This is a genomic window from Maricaulis sp. W15 (assembly GCF_001924955.1).
In the GTDB taxonomy this organism is placed as follows: Bacteria; Pseudomonadota; Alphaproteobacteria; order Caulobacterales; family Maricaulaceae; genus Maricaulis; species Maricaulis maris.
This window is the reverse complement of the sequence record NZ_LQXG01000016.1, coordinates 220,902-243,654: the sequence shown is the minus strand read 5'-3', so window position 1 is coordinate 243,654 and position 22,753 is coordinate 220,902. Positions and strand designations below refer to the sequence as shown.

General features: G+C 63.1%; 22 protein-coding genes. 9 read left to right on the top strand and 13 right to left on the bottom strand.

Going from position 1 to position 22,753, the window contains the following annotated elements; all coding sequences use genetic code 11:
* The first annotated feature begins 33 nt into the window (after positions 1-33).
* The 4 genes from mnmG to AWH62_RS09190 are packed head-to-tail and all read left to right on the top strand — an operon-like array spanning position 34 to position 4,278.
* Positions 34-1,893: a tRNA uridine-5-carboxymethylaminomethyl(34) synthesis enzyme MnmG gene (gene mnmG, locus AWH62_RS09205; RefSeq protein WP_075190179.1), complete on the top strand. Its 1,860-nt coding sequence runs from the start codon at positions 34-36 to the stop codon at positions 1,891-1,893.
* Positions 1,894-2,517: a 16S rRNA (guanine(527)-N(7))-methyltransferase RsmG gene (rsmG, locus tag AWH62_RS09200; RefSeq protein ID WP_075190178.1), complete on the top strand. Its 624-nt coding sequence runs from the start codon at positions 1,894-1,896 to the stop codon at positions 2,515-2,517. It begins immediately after the preceding gene.
* Positions 2,495-3,352 (top strand): ParA family protein, encoded by an 858-nt coding sequence (locus AWH62_RS09195; RefSeq protein ID WP_075190177.1) that lies wholly within the window; start codon positions 2,495-2,497, stop codon positions 3,350-3,352. The genes rsmG and AWH62_RS09195 overlap by 23 nt, the downstream gene beginning before the upstream one ends.
* Positions 3,349-4,278 carry a ParB/RepB/Spo0J family partition protein gene (locus AWH62_RS09190; RefSeq protein WP_075190176.1) on the top strand — a complete coding sequence of 310 codons (930 nt, stop codon included), beginning with the start codon at positions 3,349-3,351 and terminating at the stop codon, positions 4,276-4,278. The genes AWH62_RS09195 and AWH62_RS09190 overlap by 4 nt, the downstream gene beginning before the upstream one ends.
* Here AWH62_RS09190 and holA read toward each other — a convergent pair.
* Genes holA through AWH62_RS09170 form a run of 4 tightly spaced genes read right to left on the bottom strand, consistent with a single transcriptional unit; the run spans position 4,275 to position 8,977 of the window.
* The gene (gene holA, locus AWH62_RS09185) at positions 4,275-5,327 is read right to left on the bottom strand and encodes a DNA polymerase III subunit delta (RefSeq protein ID WP_075190175.1); all 1,053 of its coding nucleotides are present in this window, start codon (positions 5,325-5,327) and stop codon (positions 4,275-4,277) included. The two genes, AWH62_RS09190 and holA, sit on opposite strands and share 4 nt — an antisense overlap.
* Positions 5,324-5,827 (bottom strand): LPS assembly lipoprotein LptE, encoded by a 504-nt coding sequence (gene lptE / locus AWH62_RS09180; RefSeq protein ID WP_075190174.1) that lies wholly within the window; start codon positions 5,825-5,827, stop codon positions 5,324-5,326. The genes holA and lptE overlap by 4 nt, the downstream gene beginning before the upstream one ends.
* Positions 5,828-5,832: 5 nt before the next feature.
* Complete coding sequence (gene leuS / locus AWH62_RS09175) at positions 5,833-8,430, bottom strand: leucine--tRNA ligase (RefSeq protein ID WP_075190173.1); 2,598 nt, start codon at positions 8,428-8,430, stop codon at positions 5,833-5,835.
* Between the two features lie 55 nt (positions 8,431-8,485).
* On the bottom strand, positions 8,486-8,977 hold the full coding sequence (locus AWH62_RS09170; RefSeq protein WP_075190172.1) for a DUF3576 domain-containing protein: 492 nt from the start codon (positions 8,975-8,977) through the stop codon (positions 8,486-8,488).
* 263 nt (positions 8,978-9,240) lie between these two features.
* Here AWH62_RS09170 and AWH62_RS09165 point away from each other — a divergent pair, with 263 nt between their 5' ends.
* Positions 9,241-10,518 (top strand): hypothetical protein, encoded by a 1,278-nt coding sequence (locus AWH62_RS09165; RefSeq protein ID WP_143742997.1) that lies wholly within the window; start codon positions 9,241-9,243, stop codon positions 10,516-10,518.
* 173 nt (positions 10,519-10,691) lie between these two features.
* Positions 10,692-11,054 carry an NtrZ family periplasmic regulatory protein gene (locus AWH62_RS09160; protein WP_158025601.1) on the top strand — a complete coding sequence of 121 codons (363 nt, stop codon included), beginning with the start codon at positions 10,692-10,694 and terminating at the stop codon, positions 11,052-11,054.
* Here the strand turns inward: AWH62_RS09160 and AWH62_RS09155 are convergent.
* A complete protein-coding gene (locus AWH62_RS09155; protein WP_083635102.1) occupies positions 11,026-11,661 on the bottom strand; it encodes a thiamine phosphate synthase in 636 nt (211 codons plus the stop codon). The genes AWH62_RS09160 and AWH62_RS09155 overlap by 29 nt on opposite strands.
* Here AWH62_RS09155 and AWH62_RS09150 point away from each other — a divergent pair.
* Entirely contained in the window at positions 11,660-12,337 is a 678-nt protein-coding gene (locus tag AWH62_RS09150) for a YggS family pyridoxal phosphate-dependent enzyme (protein ID WP_143742995.1), read from the top strand. The two genes, AWH62_RS09155 and AWH62_RS09150, sit on opposite strands and share 2 nt — an antisense overlap.
* Here AWH62_RS09150 and AWH62_RS09145 read toward each other — a convergent pair.
* Positions 12,334-12,834 carry a L,D-transpeptidase gene (locus AWH62_RS09145; RefSeq protein ID WP_075190169.1) on the bottom strand — a complete coding sequence of 167 codons (501 nt, stop codon included), beginning with the start codon at positions 12,832-12,834 and terminating at the stop codon, positions 12,334-12,336. The two genes, AWH62_RS09150 and AWH62_RS09145, sit on opposite strands and share 4 nt — an antisense overlap.
* 253 nt (positions 12,835-13,087) lie before the next feature.
* On the opposite strand from AWH62_RS09145, the gene AWH62_RS09140 reads away from it, so the two are divergent.
* Positions 13,088-13,774, top strand: a complete 687-nt coding sequence (locus AWH62_RS09140) for a response regulator transcription factor (RefSeq protein ID WP_075190168.1) — start codon at positions 13,088-13,090, stop codon at positions 13,772-13,774.
* Positions 13,775-13,783: 9 nt separating this feature from the next.
* Here AWH62_RS09140 and xth read toward each other — a convergent pair whose 3' ends face one another.
* The 5 genes from xth to AWH62_RS09115 form a co-directional block, all read right to left on the bottom strand.
* Positions 13,784-14,596, bottom strand: a complete 813-nt coding sequence (gene xth, locus AWH62_RS09135; protein ID WP_075190167.1) for an exodeoxyribonuclease III — start codon at positions 14,594-14,596, stop codon at positions 13,784-13,786.
* Between the two features lie 28 nt (positions 14,597-14,624).
* Positions 14,625-15,233, bottom strand: a complete 609-nt coding sequence (locus tag AWH62_RS09130; RefSeq protein ID WP_075190166.1) for a hypothetical protein — start codon at positions 15,231-15,233, stop codon at positions 14,625-14,627.
* A gap of 322 nt (positions 15,234-15,555) precedes the next feature.
* Positions 15,556-16,221: an outer membrane lipoprotein carrier protein LolA gene (locus AWH62_RS09125; RefSeq protein WP_075190165.1), complete on the bottom strand. Its 666-nt coding sequence runs from the start codon at positions 16,219-16,221 to the stop codon at positions 15,556-15,558.
* A gap of 85 nt (positions 16,222-16,306) precedes the next feature.
* Positions 16,307-17,179 carry an SMP-30/gluconolactonase/LRE family protein gene (locus AWH62_RS09120; protein ID WP_075190164.1) on the bottom strand — a complete coding sequence of 291 codons (873 nt, stop codon included), beginning with the start codon at positions 17,177-17,179 and terminating at the stop codon, positions 16,307-16,309.
* 108 nt (positions 17,180-17,287) lie between these two features.
* Positions 17,288-19,717 carry a DNA translocase FtsK gene (locus tag AWH62_RS09115; protein WP_075190163.1) on the bottom strand — a complete coding sequence of 810 codons (2,430 nt, stop codon included), beginning with the start codon at positions 19,715-19,717 and terminating at the stop codon, positions 17,288-17,290.
* A 106-nt stretch (positions 19,718-19,823) separates the two neighbouring features.
* Between AWH62_RS09115 and AWH62_RS09110 the strand changes: the two genes are divergently transcribed.
* Positions 19,824-21,098, top strand: coding sequence for a UbiH/UbiF/VisC/COQ6 family ubiquinone biosynthesis hydroxylase (locus AWH62_RS09110; protein WP_075190162.1), 1,275 nt, complete (start codon positions 19,824-19,826; stop codon positions 21,096-21,098).
* A gap of 12 nt (positions 21,099-21,110) precedes the next feature.
* On the opposite strand, the gene AWH62_RS09105 is transcribed toward AWH62_RS09110, so the two are convergent.
* Both AWH62_RS09105 and AWH62_RS09100 read right to left on the bottom strand, forming a co-directional pair.
* Positions 21,111-21,638: a DsrE family protein gene (locus AWH62_RS09105; protein WP_075190161.1), complete on the bottom strand. Its 528-nt coding sequence runs from the start codon at positions 21,636-21,638 to the stop codon at positions 21,111-21,113.
* Between the two features lie 74 nt (positions 21,639-21,712).
* Positions 21,713-22,699, bottom strand: a complete 987-nt coding sequence (locus AWH62_RS09100) for a Gfo/Idh/MocA family protein (RefSeq protein ID WP_075190160.1) — start codon at positions 22,697-22,699, stop codon at positions 21,713-21,715.
* Positions 22,700-22,753: the final 54 nt, after the last annotated feature.

Genomic DNA, 22,753 nt, shown 5'->3' with positions numbered 1-22,753 from the left:
CAATTCGAACTCAGATTGAACGGATGAACTCCCATGCAGAGCTGGGATGTCTTGATCATTGGTGGCGGGCACGCCGGCTGCGATGCGGCCGCGGCGTCCGCGCGGCTGGGCGCTCGCACCCTGTTGCTGACCCACAAGCGCGAAACGATTGGCGAGATGTCCTGCAATCCGGCCATTGGCGGATTGGGAAAGGGGCATCTGGTTCGGGAAATTGACGCGCTCGACGGTGTCATGGGTCGGGTCGCCGATGCGTCGGGAATCCAGTTTCGTTTGCTCAACCGGTCCAAGGGACCGGCGGTACGCGGGCCGAGGACCCAGTCTGATCGGGCGCTTTATCGCGCGGCGATGCAGGCTGAACTCAATGGCACTGCCAATCTCGATATTCATGCCGCTGCGGTAGAGGACCTGTTGTTTGACGGCGAGACCTGTGTCGGTGCTGTGGATGCGGACGGCCGCGAGTATCACGCCCGAGCTGTGGTCCTCACGACCGGAACATTCCTGCGTGGTCTGATCCATAAGGGCGCGCAACGCATTCCCGCCGGGCGTGTCGATGAGGCCCCGTCGATCGGATTGTCTGACACGCTCTACGGTCTCGACCTTCGCATGGGACGGCTGAAGACCGGGACGCCGGCGCGGCTTCGTAAATCGTCGATCGATTGGGACGCGCTCGAGCAGCAGGCGGCCGATGATGCGCCGGTGCCCTTCTCTTTCATGACGGACGAGATACGTGTTCCGCAGATCAGTTGCGCGATTACCCGGACGACCGAGGCAACGCACAAAATCATCGCAGACAATCTTGGCCAGTCGGCTGTTTATTCCGGCGCCATCGCTGGTCGGGGGCCCCGTTATTGTCCGTCTATTGAGGACAAGGTGGTGCGGTTTGCGGATCGATCCCAGCACCAGGTTTTCCTGGAGCCGGAAGGTCTGGATGATGACACGGTCTACCCCAACGGCATCTCCACCTCGCTTCCCGACGACGTACAGCAGCGCTTTCTTGAGACCATTCCGGGGCTCGAGCAGGTCGAGGTTAAACGCTACGGGTATGCGATCGAGTATGATTATGTTGATCCGCGTGAGCTCGATGCCACGCTTCAGATGCGCAAACGACCGGGGCTCTGGCTGGCCGGCCAGATCAACGGCACGACCGGCTACGAGGAAGCGGCCGCGCAAGGCGTGATGGCTGGTGCGAACGCGGCGCTTTCCGCGACGGGGCGCGAGCCGTTCGTGCTCAGCCGGTCCGATGCCTATATCGGTGTGATGATCGATGATCTGATCACGCGCGGCGTCAGCGAACCCTATCGCATGTTTACATCGCGTGCCGAATACCGGTTGACCTTGCGGGCGGACAATGCCGACCAGCGCCTGACCCCGAAAGCGGTAGAGCTGGGCCTGGCCGGGGTTTCACGTGAAACACGGTACACAGCGAAAATGGACGAGTTGTCGGTCGCGCGTGGTCGGATGTCGTCACTGTCCCTGACGCCGAACGAGGCGAAAGCCCACGGCCTGTCGGTCAACGCTGATGGCAAACGGCGAAGCGTGCCGGAATTGCTGGCCTATCCGGACGTCGATTGGAGCAAGCTTAGCGGGATCTGGCCGGAGCTCTTGGAGATCAGCGCGGGTGTCGCCGAGCAGATCGAAATTGATGCGCTTTATGCCGGCTATATCGAGCGTCAGCAGGCTGACATTCTGGCCTTCCGTCGTGATGAGTCCGTGCGCATTCCACGTGATCTGGATTATGGCCGGATAGGTGGGTTGTCGAACGAGGCGCGTGAAAAGCTCGAGCTCGCCCGACCGGACACGCTGGGTCAGGCGGCGCGGATTGAAGGGGTCACGCCGGGCGCTTTGACCGCCGTGCTGGCCCATGTGAAGCGGCGTGCGCAGGAGGCCAGCTAGATGGATCGGGTCGCGTTCGGACGCGAGACCGGTGTTTCACGTGAAACACTGGACGGGTTTGAGCTCTGGCGCCGCCTCCTCACGGAGACGAATGCGCATACCAACCTTGTCGGCCGTTCGACGCTTGACCAGTTCTGGCAGCGCCATGCGATGGACAGTTTCCAGCTTCTGGATCACATCTCGCCGGATGTGAAACGGGTCGCTGATCTGGGTGCGGGAGCCGGTTTTCCCGGCATTGCCCTGGCGCTTGGCTTTCGCGATCGTGGCCAGGCTGCGCGCGTCACGATGGTCGACTCCGTCGGAAAGAAGGTCGCCTTCCTGCGCAAGACGATTGAAGCGCTCGCCCTTGATGCCGAAGCCCGCTCGGTCCGCGTGGAAACGCTGGATCCGGCCGAGGGGTTCGACTTGGTGACGGCCCGGGCCTTCGCGCCGTTGAATAAATTATTGGGCTATGTCGCGCCCTTGCTGAAAAACAGGGCCCAGGGCCTTTTCTTCAAGGGACAAAACTATCGCGATGAATTGACCGAAGCCGGTAAACACTGGACATTCGATCACGAAGTCATACCCAGTCGGACCAGCGACGGGGTGATCCTGCGCATTCATGAGGTGGAACGTGCCAAATGACGTCCAGCGCGCCAAGGCGCCCCGTGTTATTGCTGTCGCGAACCAGAAGGGCGGGGTGGGTAAAACCACGACCGCCATCAATCTGGGCACCGCGCTGGCGGCCATAAAGCAAAAGGTCGCGATCATTGATCTCGACCCCCAGGGCAACGCGTCAACCGGCCTTGGTGTGCCGCCGGCCAAGCGCAGTCTGACATCTTATGATGTCCTTGTTGGTGGCGATTCCCTGAAGTCAGCCTTGGTTCCCACCGTGGTCCCCGGCCTCAGTATCGTGCCGTCCGACGAGCTTTTGTCAGGAGCCGAGCTTGAACTGGCCGATGATCAGCGCCGGTCCTATCGTCTCAAGCGCGCGATTGATCAAAGCATGCAAATGCTGGGGCCTGATGCTGCTGGTCTCGACTATATCCTGATCGATTGTCCGCCCTCGCTGAATGTTCTGACAGTAAACTCCCTGACCGCGGCGGACGCGATCCTGGTGCCGTTGCAGTGCGAGTTTTTTGCACTGGAGGGCCTGTCTCAGCTGCTCAAGACCATTGAGCGGGTTCGTGGTCATCTCAATTCGCGGCTGGATATCCAGGGCGTCGTCCTGACCATGTATGACAGCCGCAACAATCTCTCGGCGGAAGTGGCGGCCGATGTTCGCGAGCATTTCGGTGACAAGGTCTACAAGACGGTGATCCCGCGCAATGTGCGGGTTTCCGAGGCGCCGTCGGTCGGCAAGCCCGTCCTGCTCTATGATATCCAGTGCTCGGGATCGCAGGCCTATATCAGCCTGGCCAAGGAAATCGTTCAGCAAGAACGAAAGCGTCGTCGCGAAGAACAGGGTGAAGTGGCATGAGCGCCAGCGAAAAGAACAAACGCCTCGGCCGCGGCCTGTCGGCCCTGCTCGGTGAGACCGACACTGAAGGCTATAGTGTCCCGGAGACGACCAATGAACGGCCATCGACGTCGTCCCGCGACGGCGTCCGGATGATCCCGATCGAGCTGATTGCGCCCAACCCGGATCAGCCGCGCAAGACAATCACTGAGCCGGAGCTGAATGCACTGGCCGAGTCGATCGCCGACAAGGGCATTGTCCAGCCGATCCTGGTGCGTCCGGTCGATGGTGGTGAGCGTTTCCAGATCGTCGCTGGCGAACGCCGCTGGCGTGCGGCCCAGCGGGCGCGACTGCACGATGTGCCAGCCCTGGTCCGTGAACTGACCGATCGCGAGACGCTCGAAATCGGCATTGTCGAAAATGTTCAGCGTGCGGACCTCAACCCGGTTGAAGAGGCTCAGGCCTATCGCCAACTGATCGATCGCTTCGGCCATACCCAGGAAGATGTGGCGCAGGCCGTCTCGAAGAGCCGCAGTCATGTCGCCAACATGATGCGCCTCCTGTCACTCCCTGACATGGTGCTCAAGCTGTTGGCTGGCAGGGAAATTTCTGCGGGTCATGCGCGTGCGATTGCCAATGCACCCGATCCGGAAGCGCTCGCCGAAGAGATTGTTGCCAAGGGTCTGTCAGTCCGCGATGCCGAAAAGCTGGCTCGTGCCGCCAATAATCCGGCCGCACCGGAAACCAAGTCGTCGTCAACGACGGCCGGCGGCCGGAAGGACGCCGACACCCGGGCACTCGAGGCCGATATCACGGCCCGGCTCGGTCTTGCGGTGGATATCCGGCACAGCGCCAAGGGCGGTGAGTTGCGGGTCCAGTACACAACGCTGGAGCAACTGGATGATGTTTGCCGGCGGCTGAGTGCCGAGACCGGGCGAGGGCACTAACGACCCATTTGTGCCGCACCGCGTGCGAGTCGGATCAGGAGATCGCCAACCAGCGCCTCAGCAGGTGCGCCGGAGCGTTTGACCGCCCGTTCGGCGTCGAAGGCCAATTGTCGCGCGTGATCGAGACGACGCCCGCGCCACAGCGACAATTGTCGTTTGAACGCATCCGCCTGAGGCCCGAAGCGCGGCGCCCCGCTGCGTGCCATCGCCCCATCATTGCCGCCGGCCGCATGTACGGCGCCGAGCTGATCAAGTCGGCGTTGCAGTGCCCGCAGGATACCCACCGCCGAACCACCTGCCGTGATCGAGCGGTGATAGGCGCTATCGGCTTTCTCCAGTAACCCGAGCAGTGCCGGCGCGAGGACAGCGTCGAGTTGCGCTTCCCCCTGGTCGGCCGCGATGGCCTCGATATCCTCGCGCGTGACAACATCCTCGCCCTCGGCGCGTTGGGTTCGAAGGCCCTTGTAGAGAATCAGCTTCTCGATCTCACCACGCGCCAATGCCCGGTCGCCCTCGAGCCGCGGCATCCAAAGACTACGCGCATCCCGCGCAAGTGTCAGGTCTTCAACCTTGAGCATGTCTTCACAGAGTGATTCGAGTGAATGAGCGTTGTCGGCATAACATGCTATAGATATTGCCCTTTTGGCCGGTTCGAAGGTCTTTCTAAGCTTCCCTCGCGGCGTTAAATCGCCGGATTCGACCAGCAGCACCGCTTCCGCTGCGAGAGAGCCGTCTTCGAGGGCCTTGATCAGCTCCACAATCGGCCCGCTTCCGGTTTCACCGTTCAGGCGGACACGGACGAGTCGTTTGCCACCGGTCAGCGACATCGCTGCCATCGCATCGGCAAGACCGGCCGGATCGGATTTGAGGTCTTCTTCGGTGAGTTGCGTGAGCGCGAAGGGATCGTTCGGATCTTCCAGGACCGCCGCGACTAGCGTCTGGGCCCGTTCATGGGTCAGGCCGCGATCGGGACCATAAATCAGATAGGCGCGAATGGACGGGTCCGGCCTACTGACCCGAGCGTCGGCATCACGCGCACTCGCCTTCACTGCGCGTCGGCGTCCTGCAGCGCCCGAACGAGCTGATTGGCAATCCGCTCGGCCGCAAGCAGGGCGGCGCGCTCAGTGGCGTCGCGCTCGGCGGTAACCGAGGCATAGACTTCCCGGGGAAGATTGTAGGAGGCCTCGGTGCGCACCGAGCCGGTAATGACCGGCTCGACATCGCCGTCGCGGAACAGACCATAGTCGACAGTCAGGCCGATGGCATAACGCGAAACAGCGGCATCCGCACCGACGCCAAGGCCAACCCGGCTAGACTCGCTTTCGGTCCGCAATGTGTAGGGGCCGCGGGCGTGTCGAGCCCCCATCCGGTCAAGCAGGGCCTCCTGCAGATGAAAATCAACCAGTTCACGCCCGGTCTCGACATGAATGTCGGATAGTTGGCCACCAATGCCGGCCCCGCCATACATGGGCGTGAAGCCGCATCCGGACATGGCCAGACCCGCCATCGCGGCAAGACTGGCAAGGAAGACGCGGCGGCTGGAATCCATGAGATCTATCCTGCGACGATATTCACGATACGATCAGGTACCACGATAACCTTGCGCACGGTAAGCCCTTCCAGGGCTCGTTGCACGGTTTCGTCGGCCATCGCCTGCGCCTGCACCGCATCCTGAGAGGCGCCTTTGGGTGCTGCAATCTCGGTGCGGCGCTTGCCATTGACCTGGACCGGCATCACGACCGTGTCCTCGATCAGAAGACCGGTATCAACCGTGGGCCAGGCGGCGTCGATCACCAGACCGTCGCCACCCAGCTGTGACCAGCACTCCTCTGCCAGGTGCGGTACGAAGGGCGCAATGATGCGGACCAGGATGCCGAGCGCCTCTGCCTTCGCAGCGACCTCCGCCGCGTCACCCGGCTCGAACTTGCGCACCACATTGACCAGGTCATGCACCTGGGCGACGGCCGAGTTGAAGCGGAAGCCCTCGATCGAGTCGGTAACCGAGTGCAGGGCCTTGTGTGCGGCACGACGTATGTCGAGTGCAGCCCCTGACGCTTCGGACGCCACTGTCAACGGCCCCGGGGCATTGTCCGGTAGGGAGGTGATGGTGGTCCACAGGCGCTGGATGAAGCGCCAGACGCCCTCGACACCACTGTCGGTGTATTCGACATCGCGCTCCGGCGGCGAATCCGACAGCACGAACCAGCGAACAGCGTCGGCGCCATAGCTTTCGATGAAAGCGTCCAGGTCGACGACATTCTTCTTCGACTTCGACATTTTCTCGATGGAGCCGACCGTAACCGGCTTGCCGGTTGCTATCTCCACCATGCCGTCGCCGCCACGCTCGACGTCTTCCGGCGAGAGCCATTTGCCTTCAGCCGACTTGTAGGTCTCGTGCGTCACCATGCCTTGGGTGAACAGGCCGGCGAAAGGCTCGCCGGAGCTCATATTCATCAGGCCGGCATCGTTGAGCGCGCGGGTAAAGAAGCGCGCATAGAGCAGGTGCAGGATGGCATGTTCGATCCCGCCGACATACTGGTCGACCGGCATCCAGTGCTCGGCCTCGCTGGCCAGGAAGGGCGTGTCTTCCGACGAGGGCGATGTAAAGCGCAGGAAATACCAGGATGAGCACACAAAGGTGTCGAGCGTATCGGTCTCCCGGCGGGCCGATTTACCACAGGACGGGCAGTCGGTGTTCTTCCAGGTCGGATGGCGCTCGAGCGGGTTGCTCGGATGATCGAAGGTGACATCGTCCGGCAGTTTGACCGGCAGCTGCTCTTGCGGCACCGGCACGACACCGCAATCGCCGCAATGAACCACCGGGATCGGACATCCCCAATAACGTTGACGTGAAACCAGCCAGTCGCGCAGTCGATAGCTCGTGGCGCCCTTGCCGAGATGCCGCGATTCCAATTCCGAAATGGCCCGCTCGATTGCGTCGGTCGTGGACAAACCATCGAGGAAGCGTGAATTATAGATGGTGCCCGGGCCGGTATACGCCTCGTCGCCGATCGTGTGGCTTGCTGCATCAGTATTGGGCGGCAGGACGACGGGATTGACGGCGAGATCGTATTTGCGGGCAAATTCCAAATCGCGCTGATCGCCGGCCGGCGAACCGAAAATGGCGCCGGTGCCATAGCCCGAGAGCACGAAATTTGCCGACCAGACCGGCAATTCCCAATCCTTGTCAAAGGGATGGCGAACTGTGATGCCTAGGTCGACACCGCGCTTGGGCGCCTTCTCGATCTCCTCCGCCGTCGTGCCCATGCGGGCGCATTCATGCATGAAACGATCAATTTCCGGATCGTCGGCGGCCAGTGCCTTGACGATCGGATGGTCTGGCGCGAGCGCCAGGAAGCTAGCGCCGAACAAGGTGTCCGGCCGGGTGGTGAAAACGTCGATATTGGCGCCGAACTGGGCCGCCAGGCCGGTGTCAGTCAAGGGGAAGCTGACCTCAGCGCCGCGTGACCGCCCGATCCAGTTGGATTGCATTGTCCGGACCTTGTCCGGCCAGCGATCGAGCTCATCGAGTGCGTCGGTCAGTTCGTCGGCATAATCCGTGATCTTGAAGAACCATTGATCAAGTTCACGCTGCACCACCAGGGCGCCGGAGCGCCAGCCGCGGCCATCGATGACCTGTTCATTCGCCAGCACGGTCTGGTCAACCGGGTCCCAATTGACCTTCGCCGTCTTGCGATAGACCAGGCCGCGTTCCATCAGTTTCAGGAAAATGGCCTGCTGGTGCCGGTAATAGGCCGGATCACAGGTCGCGATTTCCCGGTCCCAGTCGAGCGCGAGGCCCAGCCGCTGCAATTGTCCGCGCATGGCGTCGATATTGTCATAGGTCCAGGCGCCTGGGTGCACACCGCGATCACGGGCGGCGTTTTCAGCCGGCAGGCCGAAGGCGTCCCAACCCATCGGATGCAGGACATCAAAGCCGCGCGCGCGCTTGTAGCGCGCGACCACGTCGCCCATCGTGTAGTTTCGGGAGTGGCCGACATGAATCCGCCCGGACGGGTAGGGAAACATTTCGAGCACATAGTATTTCGGCTTGTCATTGCCAGCGCGCGGGCCAATGGCCTTGAACGCATCACAGGCATCCCAGGCCGCTTGCCACTTGGGTTCGGCCTCGCGAGGATTATATCGTGTCATGTCTGGCCCGCGGCCGCGCCGCGCCCCCGGTAATCAATCAGGCTGTGCAGCCGGATCAGTTTTCCAGCTGCGAGATCCGCAGTTGGCGTGCGCGGGTCAGGATCGCGTTCTCGATGTCATAGGCGGTCTGGGCGCCGGTTTCGGCATCGATCCACTCGCCGCTGTCGCTGCGTACCTGACGGAAAACGCTGACAGCCAGTGCATCCGCACGCAGCCGGGTATCGAGAATATAAACCGTGAGCTTGAAGCGCTCGCTCGCCATTTGCGGATTGGCGTACCAATCGGTGACGATCACGCCTCCGAACGGATCAACCTCGGCCAGTGGCATGAAGCTGATCGTGTCGAGACTGGCGCGCCACAAGAAACCGTTCACGCCAATGCCTTCCGGCTCGACAACACGGTTGTTGGCGAGCGGGTTTGACAGCGAGGGCAGACGCAGCCCGGACGACTCAGATGAGTCCGCCGCATCGGCGTTGCGCGAGGCGCAGGCCGGAAGGGCAAGAATTGCGGCAGAAAGGATCAATCCAAGAATCCGACGGTCCGACATGTGCCGTGACTCCTTCGAAACAAACGGCGAAAACGCACGAGAAACTGCAGGACGCGGGTGCGCCTCAGGTTTTGAATGGTTTGTATAACACGCGAAATCGCGCACGCCAGCGATGAAAGGCACCCTGTGAGCGTGACAAACCTGCAACATGTTTGCGTCAACACGCAACCGACCCTTTTCCGGCGCTTGACCAGACGCCCGGCCTCACCTCCTGTAAGGCGCGACGTCCGGGGGGACGGGGCCGATCGGCGGGACCGCGAGAGATGATACGGACTGTCAGCGCGATACTTGTCGCGGCTTTGTCCGGAACACTTGCGGGCCCGCCGGCATCCGGCCAAGGCGCGGGTTCAACCGCCGCCAATTTTTCCGACAATCTCTTCGCCGAGGATGTGCACAGCCTCGACTGGCGCGCCGATCTTGGTCTTGTCCTGCTCGCTGGCGATACGCCGCGCGACGGTGCGGAATGGCTTGCCGATATCCAGTTCGGCCTTGATTTTGAGAGCTTTACCGATGGTGGCCGACGCTGGGGGCTGGTCCTGACCGGGCATGCCGAGCGTGACCTGTATATCGATGTTCAAGGCGGCCGGGTTGGCGCCTGCCCGGCGGCCATTGGTGACTGTGCGACGGTCGGCCCGGCGGGTGCGCCCTTGACGCCGGTCGCACCTGACAGTGGCCTTTACAGTGCCGGCCCGGCATCGGGAAACCGGGTGCGCGCGGTGTTGTCTGAGGCCTATGCGTTTGCGGATACGGGCTGGGGTGAAATCCGTTTTGGCTATGGGGATGGCGCGGCCCGGCTTGATCCGGTTGGCGGTCCCGCTGCCGCCCGGCTGATCCGCGCCGATGGTGGTCATCTTCTGGCCGCCTCACGTCAGGCGATCCGCACCGAGACACCGTTCTCCGGCCAGGATCCGAAACTGGTCTTCCGTTCGATCGCCCTCGGCCAGGAAACCACGCTCGGTACGCTAAGGGCCGCAGTGTCGTTCACGCCCGAGGCCAGCCAGTGCGGCATTGATTATTGCCCTCGCCGCACGCTTCCCGGTGGCCAGGTCGGCGCCATCAACACCGGGATCGCCGAGCTGGCGGTCAATTGGGATATTCGTCGTGGCGAGCATCAGTGGGCGATCAGCGCAAGTGCCAGTCATGCTGGCGGTGCTGATGGGGCGCCCGGTTTCGACCCCGTGTCCGGGCTGGATGCCGGCTTGTCCTGGCGCTGGCGGGACTGGCGTGCCGGCGGGCGCTGGCGTCGCAGCAATAACGGTGTGTCCGGCGACGGTGACTATGAAGCGCTTTCGGCGTCTGTCGGCTGGGAACAGGGCGACTGGCTGACCACGCTGGAATATGCGGCGTACAGTGACGACTTCGTGCACAGCGATGGAAGCGCCTGGCAAGCCGCAACCTCGCGCCTCGTTGGCGATCATGGCCTGGTTGCCCTCGGCGTTCAGGCCGCGCGGCGCACCGAGCCCGACGTCGAGATCGGCGGGCGTGTTCAGCGCGAGATTGACGGCACCACCGCATTCATCGAGCTGGGTTGGCGGTACTGACAAATCCGCCACAGGACTCGGACTTCTTTCACCCTCGCCGCAGATTCTGTTTGGGCTGGCAAGCTGTGCTGCGTTACAACAGAGTGGCGTGAGGGAGTAGTACGATGGTCTGGCGGGTCAATCCGTTTGAAATCATTGGAAAAAAATCGACTGTGGCAGGTGCTGCCGCGGCCTTGATCCTTTGCACCCCCGCCGCAATGGCCCAGGACGCGACGGCTGAGACCGAAGTGTCAGCGCCCTGGTACGAAGCTTTCACGCTGTCGATGGCGGAAGCGCCGACGCCGGAGCTGGAAGAGGGCACGACCTATGATTTTGAGCTGGGCGAACGCTGGGGCGTGACCGTCGGCATTCAGGATCGCAGCGACACCCGCGTGAACAATGATCTCAGCGCCGGTGCCTTCGTGACCTTTGGTGATCGTATCCGTCTTGGTGGCCAGGTTCGCTTTGCGTCCCCGGATGACAGCTTCTTCGTACGCAATAACGATGATGAAGAGCGTCAGCCGGAAATCAAGTTTGAGTCGGCGCTGCGTTTCTGATCGCGCCGACCACGGCAACACCAGAAATACCCAATCCTTCCAATCGGCCTATGGTTCGGGCGTTGATTCCGCCGAGCGCATGGACGGCCAGCTCGGTCTGTCTTGCCCAAGCGGCCAGCGCCAGCGCCCCCATCGGGCGGCCCGCGCTCGGACTGGCACTGGGAAAGACAGTCGAGACAAGTGCCGCGTCGATGCCCGCTCTTGCGGCGCGTTTGAGCGCCATCGGCGAATGCGCCGACGCCGTGAACAGCCGGATATCGCCATGCGCCCGCGCCCGAGCCGCCAGCGGTAGATCGCGCTCGGGCCAGTGAATGCCATCGGCGCCACACCGCCGCGCCAATCCTTCATCATGCGAAACCAGAAAAACCACGCCGCGCCGCCGCGCAGTTCTTGCGGCGAGCTCAGCAAGGCGCGCGCGGTTGGCGGCGCCGAAATGGCGGTAGATGAGGCCACTGCCCGGTGGCAAGGCATTCGCGAGAGCAACCGGATCCGGCTGACGCAGCGGGTCGGTCAGGGCCAGAAATGGCGGTAAGGCAGCCCGTTTCAGGCCGCCTAGCTTGGCGGCTGCGCTTGCCAATCCGGCCACTGCATCGTAGGGCGACGTCATGACTGCTATCCCTGATATTGCCGCCCGTCGCGACGGCCTTCTCGCTGAAATCCGGACATTGGCAGGCGATTTCGGACGCCTTCCAGACGCCATCAAACTGGTCGCCGTGTCAAAACGCCAGCCCGAAGAACGGCTTGAGGCCGCTTTGGCCGCCGGTCAGCGTGTCTTCGGTGAAAATCGGGTCCAGGAAGCACAGGCCCATTGGGCGGCGCGGCGGGCCGACTTTCCGAACCTTGAACTGCGCCTGATCGGTCCGCTTCAGACCAACAAGGCGGCTGAGGCCGTGGCCCTGTTTGATGTCATCGAAACGCTTGATCGGGAGAAGCTGGCGGCCAGCCTTCGCAAGGAGATGGACCGGCAGGGCCGCACACCGCGGCTTCATGTTCAGGTCAACACCGGTGACGAAGCGCAGAAGGCCGGTATTGCCGTGTCCGAGGTTGGCGCCTTTGTCGGCCGCATGCGCGAACATTACGGGTTCTCGATCACCGGTCTGATGTGTATCCCGCCGGTCGAGCAGCCGGCCGGGCTGCATTTTGCATTGTTGGCAAAGCTGGCCGCTGAGACTGAAATCGCCGATCTGTCCATGGGCATGAGTGCCGACTATCCGGTCGCCATCGGCCTGGGCGCAACCTCGATCCGTGTCGGCACGGGCTTTTTCGGCCCCCGGCTGGACTAGGTTATCCGCAGACTGTCACCGGCACGGGCGGCAGCCAGCAAGGCGCGGACATCGACCGGGTCCAGTGCCACACACCCTTCTGTCGGCTCGTAATCGCCGCGTTTGCAGTGCAGGAAAATCGCTGATCCGGCGCCGCTCACCGGCGGATCGTCATTATGGCCGAGGACCAGGATGATGTCGTACAGCCCGTCTTCGCGCCACAAAGTCTCGTGGGACGCGGGATAGGGAAGGCGGACCGGCCGGTTATAAGCCGGGTCTTCCGGTGCATCACACCAGCCATCATCGCGCCGCAAGGGCCGGCACGGCAATGCGGTTTGCGGCGGGTCTGTCCGGTCGGCGCGATAGAGAACGCGGCGCAATGGGTAGCATCCGAGCGGCGTCGCACCGTCGCCCTCACGCTTGTCTGACGCCTTCGTGACTCCGCTTCGACCGAGCGCTGCGCGTACGGTGCCGGTGTCCAGCACGAGGCTGCCATTCTGGCTGACTTGCCATTCCATCCAAAAAACGTAGCGGGAAATGCGGTGGTCGGCGAGGGACGTCGTGCACACCAAGTGTGCCATCGTCCACTTCGCCTCCCCCACCACGGAGCTTTGTCCACGCAAGCGGACCTGTCATTAACCAAGCAATATCGGGACCAGACACCAGCCACGGCAATGCAGGACAATTTCGACCCGACCAGCAAAATCTGCCGGGCAAAATCTGCCACTCGGCAGGAATTGCCTTGTGAAACGAAATGGGCATGATCAACGCATGAACGCGCAAAAAACCATTCTGATCGTCGATGACGATGAAGACCTTCGCGAAGCTCTTGTCGAGCAGTTCGCCTTGCACGAGGAGTTTCGGACCCTGTCAGCGGAAACCGCCGGCGGCGGCATGACGATTGCCCGCAATGAACGCGCCGACCTTATCCTGCTTGATGTCGAGCTGCCGGACATGGACGGCCGCGAGACCTGCCGGCTGATGCGCAAGAACGGGATCACGGCGCCGATCGTGATGCTGACCGGTCAGGATACCGACGCCGATCAGATTTTGGGCCTGGAGTCGGGCGCCAATGACTATGTCACCAAGCCGTTCAAATTCTCGGTTCTTCTGGCCCGGGTGCGGGCGCATTTGCGCAGTCACGAGCAAAGCGAGGACGCGGTTTTCCAGGTCGGACCTTATGAATTCCGACCGGCCATGAAACTCTTGCTGACCTCGGACGAGAAGAAGATCCGCCTCACCGAGAAAGAGACCAATATTCTCAAATACCTCTATCGTGCCGGCGGCAAGCCGGTACCGCGCGACGAGCTGCTGCACGAGGTCTGGGGCTATAATCCGGCGGTCACCACACACACGCTCGAGACCCATATCTACCGGCTGCGCCAGAAGATCGAGCCGGATCCGGCTCACGCACGGCTTTTGGTCACCGAAAGCGGTGGCTATCGCTTGCAGAATTGAGGCGTGAGATCAATCGCCGAGCGTAAGCATCACCGGCGCGTGGTCGCTCGGCTTCTCGCGGCTGCGTTCGTCTTCCCAGACGCGGAAAGCCTCTCGCCCGCCCGCGAGGGCGCGGTCGCGCGCCGCTGGTGAGGCCCAGATGTGGTCCAGCCGCCGACCGCGATTGGCAGCACGCCAGTCCTTCGCCCGATAGCTCCACCAGGTGTAGACCTTCTCGTCCATGGGGATGAGTTCGCGGGCGATGTCGGAAAACTGACCGGCCTGGCGTATGCGTTCCAGTGCTTCGGTTTCGACGGGCGTGTGGGAGACCACTTTGAGCAATTGCTTGTGTGACCAGACATCGTGCTCATAGGGCGCGATGTTGAAATCACCGACGAGGATCATCGGCGTGTTCTCGGACGCCCGCGCCGCGAAATAGTGTTCGATCCGGTCGAGGAATTCCAGCTTGTGGGCGAAACGCGGATTGATGGCCGGGTCGGGCTCGTCGCCGCCGGCGGGAATGTAGAAATTGTGTAACTCCAGACCTTCGACGCCGACGCGTTGATGGCGTGCCTCGCTGCGCGGGCAAAGATCGGCATCGCCAAGATCTTCAAGCGGATATTTCGACGCGATCGCCACGCCGTGCATGCCCTTCTGGCCGCGCACATGGAAGTGTTTGAACCCCATTTCGCGGAAGGCCTCTTCCGGGAATTGTTCGGCCAGGCATTTGATTTCCTGAAGGCAAAGCACATCCGGGTCGGCCTCGCGAACCCAGTCGGCGACAAGCGGGACGGCGCGCAGGCGCACGGAATTGATGTTCCAGCTGGCAATAGTGAGCGGCATGACGGGCTTTCGGCTGAAGGATTGGCTGTCAGAGAATATTATAGGTCGAGCCGGCCAGACCGACCGGCCAGCGGCCGCGCGCAAACAAACGCCAGCGGGCGAGGAAAGGGTGTGGCGGATCGTCGGCTTCGGCCTCGGCGAGAATCACAAGGGCGGCGCCATTGGCGGCTTGGGCGAGGGCGCCGGCGGCTGCGTTGACCAGGGCCATGTCCTCGACATCATCCATTGCCGCCGCGTCCTCGACAATGTCGCGGGCGCTATCGCCGGTTTTCTGGGCGACCATGGAGAGGGCCGCATGCACGGCTTCTTCGTCGAGACGCTCCAGAACCCGCGAGACCAGGCCCGTCCGCAGCATCTCCTCGGCCTCCCAGCTCGCCGGGTCACGATCAAGGGTTTCTGCGGCGCCGGCGGCCTCATCCCAATCGGCCAGTGATGCCGGTTCGGCGTCGGGAAAGCCCAAGCCGTCGAGATAGGCGCGCGCCAGGAAGAGCTCTCGCTCATCCAGCGGTTCGCCGAGCCGGACGAACCAGGAATTGGAGTTCAGGCTCTCGGCGAAGGCCTTGGCCTTGTAGAGAAGCGGAATTTCTTCGAGCAAGCGCGGAATGTCCGCGTCATCGGGATCATCTTGGAACTGCATGACGCGTATTTAACCCTCAATCCGTCGGTGCAACAGGGGTGTAGGTGCGCGACAGCGATCTTTGGCGGACAGGAGGCGGAGCCGGAATGAATTGCGCCCGGTCTCGAGGGGGAGGAGACCGGGCGCAAAGCCATGCGCTTGTCTGTTCGAGCGCAGCGCCGGGAGGGGATCAATCCGGCGCGACTGAGATGAGGATCCGCAAGCGGGGGGACGACGCCGATCCATTGCCTCTCAGTCAGCGTAACAATAACGCCACAGCGATCAGACTTTTACAAATAAAAAATGAGAAAGAAATTGCGTGTGTCCAAAAAGCCTCAACCTTCTAGCGGCCACGCCTCGAATCGCGCCGGTCATCCGGCTCCGGAATCACGAACAGGCGCGGGTTCAGGCGGATGCCTGGCTGAATATCGGTCAGGCTCACGCGCGTGACCTCGTTCAGGGCATCGGTGACAAACCATTCCCGCAATTCGTAATTCGGCTCGGCGAAGACAAACATCACCTGGCCTTCCATCTCACCGCTTGAATCCCGCACAGTGAGATAGAGAAAACCGTACTCGCGCTCGATCGACACCACATCGGCATCGGTTGAAATGTCGATTTCCGGCTTCAGCAGCCACCAGAGCGGGGTTGAACGGAGCGGGATCCGGTCGACGGTTTCCAAGGCTTGGTCCTCGACGGCGACGGTGGTTCCGTCGGCGATGATCCGCAGCGGGTTCGGGTCGTCATAGTCCAGCCGCAGCCGGCCCGGCCGTGACAGTGCCAGGTCTCCCTCCGCGAATGACCCGTCCGGGGCAATTTGGATGAAGCGCGACTGCATGGTCTCGATCGAGTTGAGATAGGTATTGATCCCGGCCAGCACCTGGTCGCGATCGACGGTGGCGGTATCCGTCAATTCGCTCTCGACCGGTAGAACGGCAGCGGAGTCTGTCGGTGCCGACGACGGGTCTGTCGTCTGCAGCAAGGTGAGGGAGGCAAGCAAGATGATCATGTCGCCAAGCTGGCCCGGGATTGCGGCGTGAGCAAGGCCTGGATGTTCATGCCCCGCTCACGCCGCCGCCGAATTCGCTCAGTCGTCAATTCGTCTCGTCGGGATAGGTCAGCGCGTAGGCGGACAGCTGCGAGCTGGCCCAGTGCGGCGCGAAGATGAAGCGACCGTCAGCGGTGCCGCCGATGGAGTTGAGCATGATCTCTTCGCCCGCAAACTCGTCCAGCACGGTGATCCCGCCCGCTTCGGACCAGTGCAGCAGCCGGCCCCGCAAGTCGCTGAGCACCAGACCACCGCGGCCATCCGTGACCACCCCGTCCAGCGAGCCTTCGCCGCTCACAAGGAGCGTGTGTTCGAGCGTGTCCGGCTGAATGCGGATGAGATTGCCGACGCCGCTTGAGCAGACGACATAGATCCAGCCATCGACGAACTCGACGCCATTGGCGCCGGTAAAGGGGTCACCGGAAAAAAGCTGCCGCCAGCGGCCGTCAACCAGCTCATAAAGCGCGCCGCCGCGGGTATCGGTCACCCAGATGCGGCCGTCGGGATCAATTGCGATGTCGTTGAGAAAAATACCGTCCCGCTCCAGCGTCCAGCGATCGAGCTCCGCGCCGGTTTCCTGGTCAAGCCTGATGACATGCTGTCCGGCGTCGACCATGTAGAGGTGGCCGTCCTGCGAGATGATGCCGAGCGGGTCATCAAATCCGTCCGCCCAGCGCGCTTGCCATTCGCCGCTCACAAGATTGAGACGGGATATGTAACCAAGTCCCGGCGGGTCAGTCTCCTCGCCTTCACCGGACTGGTTGCCGATATATGCCAAGTCACTGCCGAGCGGAACGTGAACGGCCTCCGGGCGGTCAACGGCGTGGCTACGCCAGAGCGCTGTGGCCTCCGGCGCGGATTGAGCCAACGCCGATTGACCCGCAAGGGCGAGACCGGCGGCCAGCCAGAGTGATTTCATGATGAGTCCCGGCACTGTGATCGCCCCCCGGCGCCGCATTCATGCAAGCTGTGGCGCGGCAGGCCAGTCACGATGGAGTGAGCGGGTTCGTGGCCTTCATGGCGTGGCCTATCCGCCATCCCCCTCGGGCAGATAGATCTCGCGGCGGCCGGCATGATCGGCAGGCCCGATCATGCCTTCTTCCTCCAGCCGCTCGATCAGGGTGGCGGCGCGATTATAGCCAATCTGGAGGCGACGCTGGATATAGGAGGTCGAGGCCTTGCGGTCGCGGGCGACTAGGGCAACGGCCTGATCGAACAGCACATCACCACTGCCCTCGCCGTCATCCATGCCGGGAAGACCGCCTTCATCGTCATCGCCGCCGGCGGTGACAGCTTCCAGGTATTCCGGCGCGCCCTGTCGTTTCAGGAAGGCCGCGACGTCCTCGACTTCCTTGTCCGACACAAAGGGGCCGTGCAGGCGCCGCACGCGGCCGCCCGAGGCCATGTAGAGCAGGTCGCCCATGCCCAGAAGCTGTTCAGCACCCTGCTCGCCGAGAATGGTCCGGCTGTCGATCTTCGAGGTCACGGAATAGGAAATGCGGGTCGGGAAATTGGCCTTGATCGTGCCAGTGATGACATCAACCGACGGGCGCTGGGTGGCGGTCACGAGGTGGATGCCGGCGGCGCGGGCCATTTGCGCCAGACGCTGCACCGCGCCCTCGATCTCCTTGCCGGCGACCATCATCAGATCGGCCATCTCGTCAATCACGACGACGATGTAGGGCATTTTCTCGGCGGCGATTTCCTCGGTCTCGAAGACCGGTTCGCCGCTTTCCTTGTCATAGCCGGTTTGCACCGTGCGCGAGAGTGGCTCGCCGGTCTCCAGGGATTCTGCGACCTTCTCGTTGAAGCCGGCGACATTGCGCACGCCGACTTTCGACATGCGCAGATAGCGACTTTCCATTTCCCGAACCGCCCATTTCAGTGCGACCACAGCCTTCTTGGGGTCGGTCACGACCGGGCTGAGCAAGTGGGGAATGCCGTCATAGACCGAAAGTTCGAGCATTTTCGGGTCGATCATGATCATGCGGCAGTCTTCCGGCGGCAGCCGGTAGAGCAGGGACAGGATCATGGCGTTGATGCCGACCGACTTGCCCGAGCCGGTGGTGCCCGCGATCAGCAGGTGGGGCATGCGGGCGAGGTCGGCCACAAAGGGCTCCCCGCCAATGGTCTCGCCAAGCGCGAAGGGCAGTTCGGCCTTGGCGTCCTCGAAGGCCTTCGAGTTGAACAGGGCCCGCAGGAACACGGTCTCGCGCTTGGGATTGGGCAGTTCGATCCCGATGGCATTGCGGCCCGGCACCACGGCGACGCGAGCCGCCATCGTGCTCATGGAGCGGGCAATATCGTCGGCGAGATTGATGACGCGCGAAGACTTCACACCCGGCGCGGGTTCGAACTCATAGAGGGTGACGACCGGACCGGGGCGCACCTGGACGATCTCACCCTTGACCCCGAAATCAGACAGAACCCCCTGCAGCAGCTCAGCATTCTGGCGCAGCGCCATTTCATCAATGGCGTCGTTGCGGACCGCCGGCTTGGACAGAAGGTCGAGGCGGGGGAGTTTGAACCCGGCACTGCGGACGAAAGGCAGGGCGCCCTGGGCCTCGCGGACATCGCGATCAGAGGCCTTGGACTTGCGCGAGGGTGCAACCTTGACCGATGGATTGTAGTTCGGCGCGTCGTTACTGCCTCCAGCGGCAGGCGCCATGGCCGGGTCATTGTCGGCGGCGCGCATGGCCCGTTTCAGGACGGGTTCATTGCGGGTGATGGTGGGGTCATCGTCGGCGTCATCCTGGTGATCATCGTCGGCATGGCCCCAATCGCCGATTCGACCACGCAACTGATCGATCCAGACCCGCACGGTCGCCCAGGCCAGGCCGCCGGCATCGACCGCCGCGCTGAGGTCGCGGGCGCGCAGGCCGAAGGTGAAGAATATGCCGGCGATCGACAGCAGCAGCGCGAAACCGGCGGCAATCGCCGTCGGGGCGGGCAGGTCGAGGCGGCCCGGCAGTGAGGCGAGCGCGCCCAGCGCCGCGTCGCCGATCACGCCGCCAAGACCCGGTGCCAGCGGCCAGGCTTGCGGGACCGGCAGCGATGCAACCGCGGCAGCAAATCCGGTGGTGCCGAGCGCGGCGAAGATCCAGCGGAAAAAGGCAACCGACCGTCCGCGCGCCTCCGGGCTGCGCCAGACCAGGATCCCGCCCCAGATGACCAGGGCGATGGCCGGTCCGCCGGCGGCCCAACCGAGTGCTTGCAGGAGGGCGTCGCTGATTGCGGCGCCGGGGCGGCCCATCAAATTCCCGATCTCGCCGTCCGAGGCCACGTTCCAGCTCGGATCGAGCACATTGTGGGTCAACAGCGACAGCATGAGAAAGACGCCGGCAATCAGCATCACGCTGCCGAAGACAAGATCGGCCAGGCGCAGTCGCCAGCGCGGCGCCGGTTTGGGCGCGGCTTTGGGCTCACGGGCTTTGCGGGTCGAGGGTTTGCGGCTCATACTGACTTCCTAACGCTGCAAGTCTTCCCGGGCGGTAAACAAAGGTTAACGGCACTGCGACGCTCTGGCCGCTTTTCTCGCCTGTCAAAGCGCCTATTCTGCGGCCATGGACAAGACAGCATTTTTTGATGGCGATATCGTGATCACCGGCGGTGGTCTGGCGGGAATGACGTTGGCCCTGGCGATGGATCAGGCGGGCCTGCATGTCGCGCTCGTCGATGCATTGGAGATCGATGATCAGCTGGCGCCGACCTTCGACGGGCGCGCCTCGGCGCTGGCCTATACATCCTGGCGCATGTTTGAGGCGCTGGGCGTGGCCGAGCATCTCAAACCCTTCACGCAGCGCATCGAGCATATCCTGGTCTGCGACGGTCGCCCCTATGGTGGCGACAAACCCGGTGGCCCGGGGCCGCACAGCCTGCATTTCGACCGTCGCGAAATTTCTGAAGGTGATGATGGCGAGCCGCTGGGCTGGATGGCTGAGAACCGTCATGCCCGTTTTGCCCTGATCCAGGCGATCAAGGCTCGACCTGGCATCACGGTGATCGCCCCGGCCCGCGCCGAGCGTTATGAGACGCGCGGCGACGGGGTAGACCTGTATCTCGACGATGGCCGCATCCTGTCTGGCCAGCTCCTTGTCGCCTGCGACGGCAAGTTTTCACGCCTGCGTCGCCAGGCTGCGGTCCGGACAGCCGGATGGCAGTACGGCCAGAAAGGCCTGGTCGCCACGGTGCGACATGCTGAGCCACACAATGGTGTTGCCTATGAATACTTCCTGCCATCAGGGCCGTTCGCCATCCTGCCACTTCCTGACAATCGCGCCTCGCTTGTCTGGACCGAGCCGGATGCGATTGCCGATGCCCTGAAAGACGCACCGGACGCGGTCTTCCAGGAAGAGCTGGAAAATCGTTTCGGGGATTTTCTCGGCGATGTGCGGGTTGAAGGTTCGCGTTTCGCCTACCCGTTGGGGCTGCGCTATGCCGAGCGTTTCTGCGATGAGCGGATCGCTTTCGTCGGCGATGCGGCGCGCGGCATCCACCCGCTGGCGGGCCAGGGCTTCAACCTTGGCATTCGTGATGCGGCGGCGCTGGCCGAAGTGGCCGGCGAGGCCAAACGCGTCGGACTTGATATCGGCGCCTTGATCACGCTGCGTCGCTATGAAGATTGGCGCAAATTCGACAGCGCCACGCTGGCCGCCGGGACCGACCTGTTCAATCGCCTGTTCTCCAACGATATCGAGCCGGTCCGGCAATTGCGCGGTCTCGGCCTGTCACTGGTCAACAAGATCGGCCCCGCCCGCCGCTTCTTCATGCGTCAGGCCGGTGGCGAGACCGGCGATCCGCCGCGTCTCTTGCGGGGAAAACGCCTCGATGCGGCCTGAACGGGCGTCCAGTCAGAACGGGTTGAGTGTGTAGCCGTCCTGTTGCAGCAGGGCGTGTGCCGTCATCGCTGACAGGGCCATTTCAACACCGGAAAGCAGATCGTCGCGACCGACATCCTGATAGGCCGCGCTCTGGCCGCAAACGATGAGGCGGACACCGTGCGCCTGCAGGGTCGCGATGAGGTCGGCATTGGCGCCGGCAGCGTCGATTGTGACATCGTGCACGGCGCCGCCATGGATCACGACCGCCAGCCGAAGGTTTTCGGCCGCGACACCGTTGGCAACATGCATGTTGAGGAAGCGCGCGGCGCTGGTCAGCGTGCGATTGAGGCCATCGGCCTCGGACCGGGCGGCGCTGTCGAAGGTGACCTGGAAGATGGCGCCTTCGGGCAGGGGTGTCGTCATGTTCACGGTGGCGATCTGGCCATAATCCGGGATCAGCGTACCGGGACCGAAATCATCGGGACCGGCGAAGGCGGGCGCGCTGACGGCCAGGCAGACGGCCGCGATCGGGGCGTATCGGGCGAGACGAAGGAACATGATGACGGACTCCGGAGTGGCTTGATCCAAGCCTAACCGCGCCTGGCGGTCTTGTCCTGCCCGGTGGTCGCCCGTCAGCCGTTGCCGGGCACACCGCGAATGGCATCGACAGCGCGGACGGTGCGCAGGGCATTGGCGGCAAGGGACGGGTGGGCCGGGCCGCCATTGAGATGCGCGATCATCGCCTCGACGTGCGGCAATTGCACCGGATCGGGATTGTCGACCAGCTGGGAGAGGGTTTCGTCCTCCGCCTGGAGGATGACGGGCTCGTCTTCAAACACGGAAAAGCGGATCTCGCCGTGGGAGCCGAGAATCCGGACCTGGTCCTCTCGACCCGCCGCGGCGAAATTCCAGACGCCGGTGCCGGTGGCGCCATTTGCGTGCTGCCAGTTGGCGGAAAAAGCGCTGGGGGCCTTGTAGAGTTGATGTTGGTGCAGGGCTTGTCCGTGCACATTACTCAAGGGGCCGATGAGGTGATCGAACAGGTCGAGGCCGTGACAGGCGAGATCGTCGAAATAGCCGCCGGGTGCGACATCGGGATCAGTGCGCCAATTGTCTGCACCGGACAGGTCGGCGGAATTCGGAGCGCGTGTCAGCGACCAGTGAACATGGCGGACGGCGCCGATCCGGCCCGTCTCGATCCAGCCGGCAACCTGGCGGAAGCGCGGCAGGCTGCGGCGATAGAAGGCGACAAACAGCGGCAGGCCGCGGCTGGAAAACGCGTCGGCGATGGCCTCGGCCTCTTCCAGCGAGTTGGCCAGCGGTTTTTCGATGCAGCACGGCTTGCCCGCGGCGGCGACCTGTCGGGCGATGTCGGGATGTGCGGCGGGCGGGGTGGCGATGTAGACCGCATCAACCGCGTCATTGGCAAGCAGCGCGTCGAGGTCGTCATGCCAGTGATCGACACCGTGGCGGCGGGCATAGTCGGCGGCCTTGTCGGCGCGGCGAGAATACACGGCGACCAGTTCGCTGCCGGCTGCGATCCGGTAGGCCGGACCACTCTTGCGTTCGGTGACATCGCCGCAGCCGACCATGCCCCAGCGCCAGTTCTTGTGGGTCATGTCCGATCCTCCTGCCCCAAGGCGGATGCCCTAATTCATTGTCTTGTCGCATTT

What these genes read in the sequence shown, in the direction of transcription:
- AWH62_RS09195 (WP_075190177.1), top strand. Translation starts at nt 2,495, where the DNA reads ATGAGGTGGAACGTGCCAAATGACGTCCAGCGCGCCAAGGCGCCCCGT.
- AWH62_RS09105 (WP_075190161.1), bottom strand. Translation starts at nt 21,638, where the DNA reads ATGTTCCTTCGTCTCGCCCGATACGCCCCGATCGCGGCCGTCTGCCTG.
- AWH62_RS09100 (WP_075190160.1), bottom strand. Translation starts at nt 22,699, where the DNA reads ATGACCCACAAGAACTGGCGCTGGGGCATGGTCGGCTGCGGCGATGTC.
- lptE (WP_075190174.1), bottom strand. Translation starts at nt 5,827, where the DNA reads ATGGATTCCAGCCGCCGCGTCTTCCTTGCCAGTCTTGCCGCGATGGCG.
- rsmG (WP_075190178.1), top strand. Translation starts at nt 1,894, where the DNA reads ATGGATCGGGTCGCGTTCGGACGCGAGACCGGTGTTTCACGTGAAACA.
- leuS (WP_075190173.1), bottom strand. Translation starts at nt 8,430, where the DNA reads ATGACACGATATAATCCTCGCGAGGCCGAACCCAAGTGGCAAGCGGCC.
- AWH62_RS09165 (WP_143742997.1), top strand. Translation starts at nt 9,241, where the DNA reads ATGATACGGACTGTCAGCGCGATACTTGTCGCGGCTTTGTCCGGAACA.
- AWH62_RS09155 (WP_083635102.1), bottom strand. Translation starts at nt 11,661, where the DNA reads ATGACGTCGCCCTACGATGCAGTGGCCGGATTGGCAAGCGCAGCCGCC.
- AWH62_RS09190 (WP_075190176.1), top strand. Translation starts at nt 3,349, where the DNA reads ATGAGCGCCAGCGAAAAGAACAAACGCCTCGGCCGCGGCCTGTCGGCC.
- AWH62_RS09150 (WP_143742995.1), top strand. Translation starts at nt 11,660, where the DNA reads ATGACTGCTATCCCTGATATTGCCGCCCGTCGCGACGGCCTTCTCGCT.
- AWH62_RS09145 (WP_075190169.1), bottom strand. Translation starts at nt 12,834, where the DNA reads ATGGAATGGCAAGTCAGCCAGAATGGCAGCCTCGTGCTGGACACCGGC.
- xth (WP_075190167.1), bottom strand. Translation starts at nt 14,596, where the DNA reads ATGCCGCTCACTATTGCCAGCTGGAACATCAATTCCGTGCGCCTGCGC.
- AWH62_RS09115 (WP_075190163.1), bottom strand. Translation starts at nt 19,717, where the DNA reads ATGAGCCGCAAACCCTCGACCCGCAAAGCCCGTGAGCCCAAAGCCGCG.
- AWH62_RS09140 (WP_075190168.1), top strand. Translation starts at nt 13,088, where the DNA reads ATGAACGCGCAAAAAACCATTCTGATCGTCGATGACGATGAAGACCTT.
- AWH62_RS09120 (WP_075190164.1), bottom strand. Translation starts at nt 17,179, where the DNA reads ATGAAATCACTCTGGCTGGCCGCCGGTCTCGCCCTTGCGGGTCAATCG.
- mnmG (WP_075190179.1), top strand. Translation starts at nt 34, where the DNA reads ATGCAGAGCTGGGATGTCTTGATCATTGGTGGCGGGCACGCCGGCTGC.
- AWH62_RS09110 (WP_075190162.1), top strand. Translation starts at nt 19,824, where the DNA reads ATGGACAAGACAGCATTTTTTGATGGCGATATCGTGATCACCGGCGGT.
- AWH62_RS09125 (WP_075190165.1), bottom strand. Translation starts at nt 16,221, where the DNA reads ATGATCATCTTGCTTGCCTCCCTCACCTTGCTGCAGACGACAGACCCG.
- AWH62_RS09130 (WP_075190166.1), bottom strand. Translation starts at nt 15,233, where the DNA reads ATGCAGTTCCAAGATGATCCCGATGACGCGGACATTCCGCGCTTGCTC.
- AWH62_RS09170 (WP_075190172.1), bottom strand. Translation starts at nt 8,977, where the DNA reads ATGTCGGACCGTCGGATTCTTGGATTGATCCTTTCTGCCGCAATTCTT.